We start from the raw sequence: 6,040 nt of genomic DNA, 5'->3' as shown, positions 1-6,040 counted from the left end.
TCGCGCCTCCAAGTAGAACGAGATAAAGCCCTGATTCGTCAGGGCTTTTCTTTTTTCTGCGCCTTTCCAAAGATGGAAATGCGTCGTCTAGAGTGGTAAAAAGTCGCCTGTAACCAACTAAAAACCGACGCCAACCACCCATCAATCGGCTAATTGGCAATCGAGGCGAGTTCATCTAGGCATGGCGAACAAACGACTGCGGCCGTCCGGCACGTGGGAATACACGATCAAGCGGGCGAAGCTGCTACCAAAGCCGCTTTCCCTGACCTTTGACACCGAGGAAGAGGGCGACGCGTACGTTGCCCGATTGGAGCAGCTGCTGGACGCCGGCATCGTGCCGGACGAGGTCGTCGAGCAGCGCGAAGCGATCGCGACGACGGGCGACGCCATTCGGGCGTACCTGCGGCGCGTTTCGGTGCCTGACTCCGACGTCCAGGTGCTAAACGCGCTCCTCGGCAGAGCAACCATCAAGGCAAAGTCGCTTGCGACGCTCGACTACCAGTGGGTCGAGCAGTGGGTGACCAGCATGAAGCGTCACGATCACCTTTCGCCGTCAACGATCCGGCACTACGTCGGTGCGTTGGCCCGCTGCTTCGATTGGGTGGTGAGATCGGGCACGCCGATGTTGGCGACCAACCCGCTCCGACTGCTCCCGAAACGATATGCAACCTATACCGATGAAGATCGAGTGTCGGTAGAGGCGCAGGATGTCGACGCGAAAGAGGACGTGCACCGGGATCGGCGGCCGAGCGAGGCGGAGCAGGCCGAGATTCGGCGACTGATGGCCGGCGGGAAGCCAAACGGCCGCGAGCGTGCGTTCGATCTCCCGTACAGGCCGGCGCTGGTGTTCCTCTTCGAGCTCGGCATCGAGTCCGCCATGCGGATGCGAGAAATGTACACACTCGAGGTAGAACAGTTTGAGGTTAGTCGCCGGACGGTGGCGCTCGAGAAGACGAAGAACGGCAGCAAGCGCTCGGTGCCGCTCACGACGATCGCGATCGCCGCGTACGAACGGTACGTCGTCGCCGTGAATGGGGGCGACCCTGAAATGAATGGATTCACCTTCGACGGCGGCCGCTTGTTTCCGTGGGTCGACGATATGGAGGCGTCGATGCGGGCCGAGGGCGTGCAACTGCTGAAGCGCAAGGTGCTTGCTCGTGTCTCGTCCCGGCTATCGGCGCAGTTTGGACGGATATTCGACGCGGCGGGCTGCTCGGATCTCGTGTTCCATGACCTGCGGCACGAGGCGACGTCGCGGCTGTACGAGCGTACAACGTTGAGCGACGTTCAGATCGCGAAGATCACCGGGCACACGAATCCCAAGGTCTTGATGCGTTATGCGAACCTGCGAGGCAGCGATCTAGCGGAACGCCTATGGTAAGGTGACCGTCCGTGATAGATTTTTCCATCTCTGGAAGGTAATATTTCGCGAAAATCACGCGCAATCATATGAAACTCCCTACGAGGCTCAAAAGCGAGCCAATCGTCGACGCCATGTTCGAAGTGCGTTTCGACACAAAGGCGAGCGTCGCCTCGATTCTTCCCGGCTATCTCTTTGCATCTCTGGGTGCAGACAAGGTCGAGAACACCGCGGCCGCAAACCTGCCGGAAGCGTTTCGCCGAAGCGACCCCAATCTTCGCGCCATGGCGATAGTCAAAGTCTATTGGGGCAAGTTTTATGTGCTCGTCGGGGACGAGTCCTTGGCAGTGGGATGTCAGCTCCCGTATCCGGGATGGCCAGAGTTTCGTGCCGCGCTTCTGCGGGTGTTCGAAGTGGTTGGCGGCCTCAACCTCATTGACCAAGTCAAGCGCTGCTCAACGAAGTATGTTGACCTTCTGGCCACAGGGGGCGGTCTGGATCAAATGAATCTTGATATCCAGCTCGGTGGCCATACTCTTAGCACTGAGACGACGACGTTGCGGACAGAGTTGGTTCACGATAAATGGTTGCACATCGTTAATGCTATTAGTTCGGCTCAGATCGTGATAACGGGGACCAATGAGAATCGTGACGGGGCGGTACTCGATATTGATACAATTCATGTGCTTAGTACGCCAGTCGCGTATAAGGAATTTCTAGAAACGCTTCCCGTTTTGGCAGAGGATATTCATCAGGCTAATAAAGAGCTCTTCTTTCAGTGCTTGAAGAAGTCGACCATTGAATCATTGGGGCCGGTCTATGAGTAACATTTCGATGTCGAGTCAAGCGCCGGGGCTGGTTGCCGGCTTTATGGCTGCAACAGTGATCGCTGCTATGGGGAATGCGACGTTGCAAGATAGACATCTTGCCGCGGCCGCGGTTAGCCCAGCTCGCGCATACACGTGGAAGCATAGCCTAGCGACTGGAGCGGTCGGCGGGGAGTCGTTCTTCGTTGAGGCTGAGCAGAATTTCGAAACCGAGATTGCTCTTTTTTATAACCGCCTTCTCAAGAATCAACGGCCTTTGGGTGACGTGTTCGAACAGGTTTTGAGCCAGAATCTGTGGGATCTATACGCTGAATAGAAAATGGAACTTGGCATAGAAGACTTGCGGCAACAGATCCCGCCGTATCTCACGAAGCCGCAGCAAGAGGGGCTTATCAAAGCATTAAGCCAATTCCCGAATAAGATTGATTACTATTTGGATCGATACCAGACTGACCTGCTTCAAGGGGACGGTTGGTCAAGCATGGATCTAATCAGATTCGAGGATGGGACGCGAAAGGCGGTGCGTGGAATCGTGCTTTCGAACAGTTGCGATATCGATGACGGGAACGAGCGGGCGGTACCGCCGAGACTGCTCTTTGCGCCCCTCGTCAAGCTGTCTCGGTACGTCGAGCTGCTCCAGCGTGCCGGGTTGCAGAAGGAAGCGATCGACGGCAAGCTGCAGGCGATCCGAGAGCAGGCGATTACAAGCATTTTCTACCTTCCTGCGGGTGCCCGGCTCGAAGAAGATCACATCGCACTCTTGGACGATGTGCATACGCTTCCCGTTGAATACTTCTTGGGTAAGGGGGAGCAGCGGCAGAAGCTATTCACGCTTGGCATGACGGGTTTCTACTTGTTTCTGTTCAAGTTGTCCGTTCACCTGTGCCGCTTTCATGAGAACGTCGAGCGCTACGAATCAGCGTGAGGCGTTGATACCCCCTGCGGCGCATATCGCAGGGGGTAGGAAATCACGCGGTTCTTGTGACCATCGAACTATCAAGTTCCGGGAGTCGCGGTAGCGGCCGCGCTTTCCGTCCCGGTCGGCGCGGATCGGTCGAGGAAAGTTGCTTTCGGATCGCCTTGTCGACTCGTGCGTCAGTTGCCGTCGACCCGCACCGGATCTGTTCAATCCGCTTCTGCGTTTGCGCTTGCACCTGTTCGCGCAGGTAGGCCACGACGTCGTCCTCCAGAAAGACCCACGCTCGGCCGATCTTGGCACCGAGGATGTCGCCGCGATGGACGATGTCGAGCAGCGTAGTGCGGTCGATCTTCAGGAATTCCGCGCATTCGATCAGGTCGAGCGTCCTCACGCGTTACCTCCGCGATCTCCGATGGTGGTTTCAGGCAGGGCGCGGTCGAGTTGCATAAGGCCGGTCTCGAGCGTGACGCTTGCGGCGGCCGCCCATGTGCGGGCCTCTTGTGCGGCTTTGTGGCGGGCGTAGCTGCCGGTCTCGTCGGCCATCAGGTCGAGCAGCTCGACGTCGGCCGCCCGCGAAATCTCGACGACGAGCTCGCGGATCGCGATGCGCACCGTCTCGAGGCGCTCGGCTCTGCCTCGGCGGGTCACCGCCGAGGCATCGTCCACCTGGATAGGTTTGCGACGCGCGAGCGTCGCTTCGTTCTTCTGGATCGCTTTTGCGGGCGCACGCTCGCGCTTGTTGCTCGCGATAGCTTTGCCGTCGACGCTCGCGAGCACGATAGCTGTGCGTCCGTTTCCGTGTTCCCGCTTACGCGACAGCGGACGTGGGGTAGAAAGAGCCGGGCGCGGAGTCATTTGCACGTCTCCAGCGCCATTCCAGGCGTCCAGTCAGGGTCGGGCATCGCGTACAGCTTGTCGAGCCACTTACGCACGCTGTTGGCCTCCTTCGCCTTTGACATCGTGGGGCTGTTCTCAATGCGGCGGGTGAGGTCGCGCACGGCCCCGCGAATTGCCTGCACGCGGGTCGGGTACGTCGGCATTCCTTCGTGGTATGAGCATGGCGAAACGCCGCCGGCCGCGCCGATGGTGTAATCCATGCCGTAAATCCACTCACCTTCCGCAATCAGTGCAACGCGAATTTCCGCCGGGCTTCGTCCGGTGCGCTGTTGCTTCGGTGCGGTTACGACGTCAGTCGGCGTATAGATGCCGTGTTCGTTCGCGGTGGCGATGGCGTACGCGGTCTTGCGTGCGGGCGTTGCATCGAGAAGATCCGCGAGCGGTGTCAGCGCGGTATGTACGGCGTCGATAGTGCCGGGCGAAAGTTTGCCAAACACGGGGTCGTGCAGCACGGCCTGCAGCGCCTGCAAAAGTTGCTTTGACTGCTTCTCGGTGATCTTGGTGTGGGTGGTCGGCGAGGCGGGTGTTTGGGCTGGCGCCTGTGCTTCGACTGCGGCAGCAGCTGCCGGCGATGGCGTGACCGCTGCATCGAGGTGCTTCTTTGTCACTCGGGACTTGCCAGACTCAGCGGCCTTCGCTGCGCCTTTTTGTAGGCGGTCCAGCGCCTTGTCTGCGCCGTGTTCGCGGATCTGTTCGATTGCGAGCGTGCCTGCGACCGCGCCGTCCCGAACCATCTGATGCAGTTCGACCGGTGCGCGTTCGAGCAGCCCGACGTCGCGGATTGTTTGGTCAGTGACATTCAGGCGCTTGCAGATCGCCGCAAGCGTCATGCCGTGAATGTCGCGCAGCTCTGCAACGGCAGCGGCCAGATCAAGCGGCGACGACTGTTTTCCGTTGTTGCTGAGATAGCCGTCGATCACCATTTCGGCCCGATTGACGTTTTTGGCGTCGCGGACGACGACCGGGATCTTGCCCAGATTCTTCCCGGTCACGATTACGTGTCCGGCTGCGAGATAGCGGTGCTGCCCCTTGTAGACGTACAGAAGATCCTTGCCGTCAACTTTCCGAGCGTAGCAATGGAGGGGGGAGCCCTTGTCGTATCCGTTCTCTCGCATCAGCGCTGCGAGGTGTGCCACCCATTCGGTGTCAACCGCACGGATGTTGTCCGCCGGGTCGTAGTGAAGCTGTTCGTAGGGGACCATCCAGAGGTCCGCCGACGTCGCGCCTGCCGCTGCGGCTGCGGCTTTGATGTTCCCGGTCGGGATCGGCGCGGTCAGGTCGAGTTGTTGCGTGCGCTCGTCCATTACGCGATCTCCTTCGCCGTCCGCTTGCCGCGCGGCTTCGCTTTCTGCGCGGCCTGTTCGATCGCGGCCTTGGCGGCTTGTTCAACTGCCTTGCGCTGCCGGCGTGCTGAGTTGAGGGCAGTTGCGCAATCTTCCTCGCTCGGGATCGAGATCTGCGTGCGGACGACGTCGTGGCCGTCCATGATCAGGTACTCGGTATAGATGCTGTCGGCGATCGGGCGGCGCATGACGATGGTTTTGCCGACGAGAATCGGGGTCGACGGCCGGCGGGCATCGCGGTCGTAGCGGACGATGGTCCGCAGACTGAGGGTATTGCCGCGCGGGGCATCGGTTTCGAAGCGCTTGATCGGGCGGGGCATGGTGTTACTCCTGTTCGCTTTCGCCGGCCGCGCGACTCTTCAAGTCGACGTGTCTGGCGTGTGGTTTCTGGTCGCGCGTCCGGAGCGCCGCGCAATTCGCGAGGCAGATCCGGAGGGCGGGATTGGTCAGGGATGCGGAGGCGGGGCCGGGCAGACAGCGAAGGCGATGCTCGCGAGCGATTTCTTCGTCAGAGATCAGATCCATCGCTGTCATGTCCGATCTACCCCGCGTTCGAGCTCGACGCGTCGAGTGCGATGTGATTGACCATCGACATTTCCGAGCGGAACGTGCTCACGGCAACGGCGATGAAGATCACGAGCAGGGCGATCGAAGTACGCGCTGCGCCGGCTTGGGATTTGCGGTTTCGGCGCAT

At 59.9% G+C, this 6,040-nt stretch carries 9 protein-coding genes; 4 read left to right on the top strand and 5 right to left on the bottom strand.

The annotated features are described in order from the left end of the window. Positions 1–181 precede the first annotated feature (181 nt). The 4 genes from ACTJKF_RS28790 (at position 182) to ACTJKF_RS28775 (ending at position 3,112) form a co-directional block, all read left to right on the top strand. Positions 182–1,381 (top strand): site-specific integrase, encoded by a 1,200-nt coding sequence (locus ACTJKF_RS28790; protein WP_440628257.1) that lies wholly within the window; start codon positions 182–184, stop codon positions 1,379–1,381. Positions 1,382–1,449: 68 nt separating this feature from the next. Continuing rightward, positions 1,450–2,187 carry a TIGR04255 family protein gene (locus ACTJKF_RS28785; protein WP_440628255.1) on the top strand — a complete coding sequence of 246 codons (738 nt, stop codon included), beginning with the start codon at positions 1,450–1,452 and terminating at the stop codon, positions 2,185–2,187. Then, on the top strand, positions 2,180–2,503 hold the full coding sequence (locus tag ACTJKF_RS28780) for a hypothetical protein (protein ID WP_440628253.1): 324 nt from the start codon (positions 2,180–2,182) through the stop codon (positions 2,501–2,503). The genes ACTJKF_RS28785 and ACTJKF_RS28780 overlap by 8 nt, the downstream gene beginning before the upstream one ends. A gap of 3 nt (positions 2,504–2,506) precedes the next feature. Further along, a complete protein-coding gene (locus ACTJKF_RS28775; protein WP_440628251.1) occupies positions 2,507–3,112 on the top strand; it encodes a hypothetical protein in 606 nt (201 codons plus the stop codon). A gap of 43 nt (positions 3,113–3,155) precedes the next feature. On the opposite strand, the gene ACTJKF_RS28770 is transcribed toward ACTJKF_RS28775, so the two are convergent. The 5 genes from ACTJKF_RS28770 to ACTJKF_RS28750 all read right to left on the bottom strand — a co-directional run bounded on the left by ACTJKF_RS28770 (position 3,156) and on the right by ACTJKF_RS28750 (position 6,040). After that, complete coding sequence (locus ACTJKF_RS28770) at positions 3,156–3,497, bottom strand: helix-turn-helix domain-containing protein (protein ID WP_440628249.1); 342 nt, start codon at positions 3,495–3,497, stop codon at positions 3,156–3,158. Further along, positions 3,494–3,883, bottom strand: a complete 390-nt coding sequence (locus ACTJKF_RS28765) for a hypothetical protein (RefSeq protein ID WP_440628248.1) — start codon at positions 3,881–3,883, stop codon at positions 3,494–3,496. The genes ACTJKF_RS28770 and ACTJKF_RS28765 overlap by 4 nt, the downstream gene beginning before the upstream one ends. Positions 3,884–3,957: 74 nt before the next feature. Further along, positions 3,958–5,307 (bottom strand): ParB/RepB/Spo0J family partition protein, encoded by a 1,350-nt coding sequence (locus ACTJKF_RS28760; RefSeq protein ID WP_440628247.1) that lies wholly within the window; start codon positions 5,305–5,307, stop codon positions 3,958–3,960. Then, entirely contained in the window at positions 5,307–5,666 is a 360-nt protein-coding gene (locus ACTJKF_RS28755; protein WP_440628246.1) for a beta-hexosaminidase, read from the bottom strand. The genes ACTJKF_RS28760 and ACTJKF_RS28755 overlap by 1 nt, the downstream gene beginning before the upstream one ends. A gap of 221 nt (positions 5,667–5,887) precedes the next feature. Then, complete coding sequence (locus ACTJKF_RS28750) at positions 5,888–6,040, bottom strand: hypothetical protein (RefSeq protein ID WP_440628244.1); 153 nt, start codon at positions 6,038–6,040, stop codon at positions 5,888–5,890.

Origin of the sequence: Burkholderia sp. 22313, from assembly GCF_052045245.1 — a bacterium.
Lineage (GTDB): Bacteria > Pseudomonadota > Gammaproteobacteria > Burkholderiales > Burkholderiaceae > Burkholderia.
Note: the sequence above shows the minus strand (reverse complement) of the source record. Positions and strands in the feature narration are given on the sequence as shown.

Coding starts and splice junctions, on each gene's coding strand:
- ACTJKF_RS28790 (WP_440628257.1), top strand. CDS start 182: ATGGCGAACAAACGACTGCGGCCGTCCGGCACGTGGGAATACACGATC.
- ACTJKF_RS28760 (WP_440628247.1), bottom strand. CDS start 5,307: ATGGACGAGCGCACGCAACAACTCGACCTGACCGCGCCGATCCCGACC.
- ACTJKF_RS28780 (WP_440628253.1), top strand. CDS start 2,180: ATGAGTAACATTTCGATGTCGAGTCAAGCGCCGGGGCTGGTTGCCGGC.
- ACTJKF_RS28755 (WP_440628246.1), bottom strand. CDS start 5,666: ATGCCCCGCCCGATCAAGCGCTTCGAAACCGATGCCCCGCGCGGCAAT.
- ACTJKF_RS28785 (WP_440628255.1), top strand. CDS start 1,450: ATGAAACTCCCTACGAGGCTCAAAAGCGAGCCAATCGTCGACGCCATG.
- ACTJKF_RS28775 (WP_440628251.1), top strand. CDS start 2,507: ATGGAACTTGGCATAGAAGACTTGCGGCAACAGATCCCGCCGTATCTC.
- ACTJKF_RS28750 (WP_440628244.1), bottom strand. CDS start 6,040: ATGCGCCGAAACCGCAAATCCCAAGCCGGCGCAGCGCGTACTTCGATC.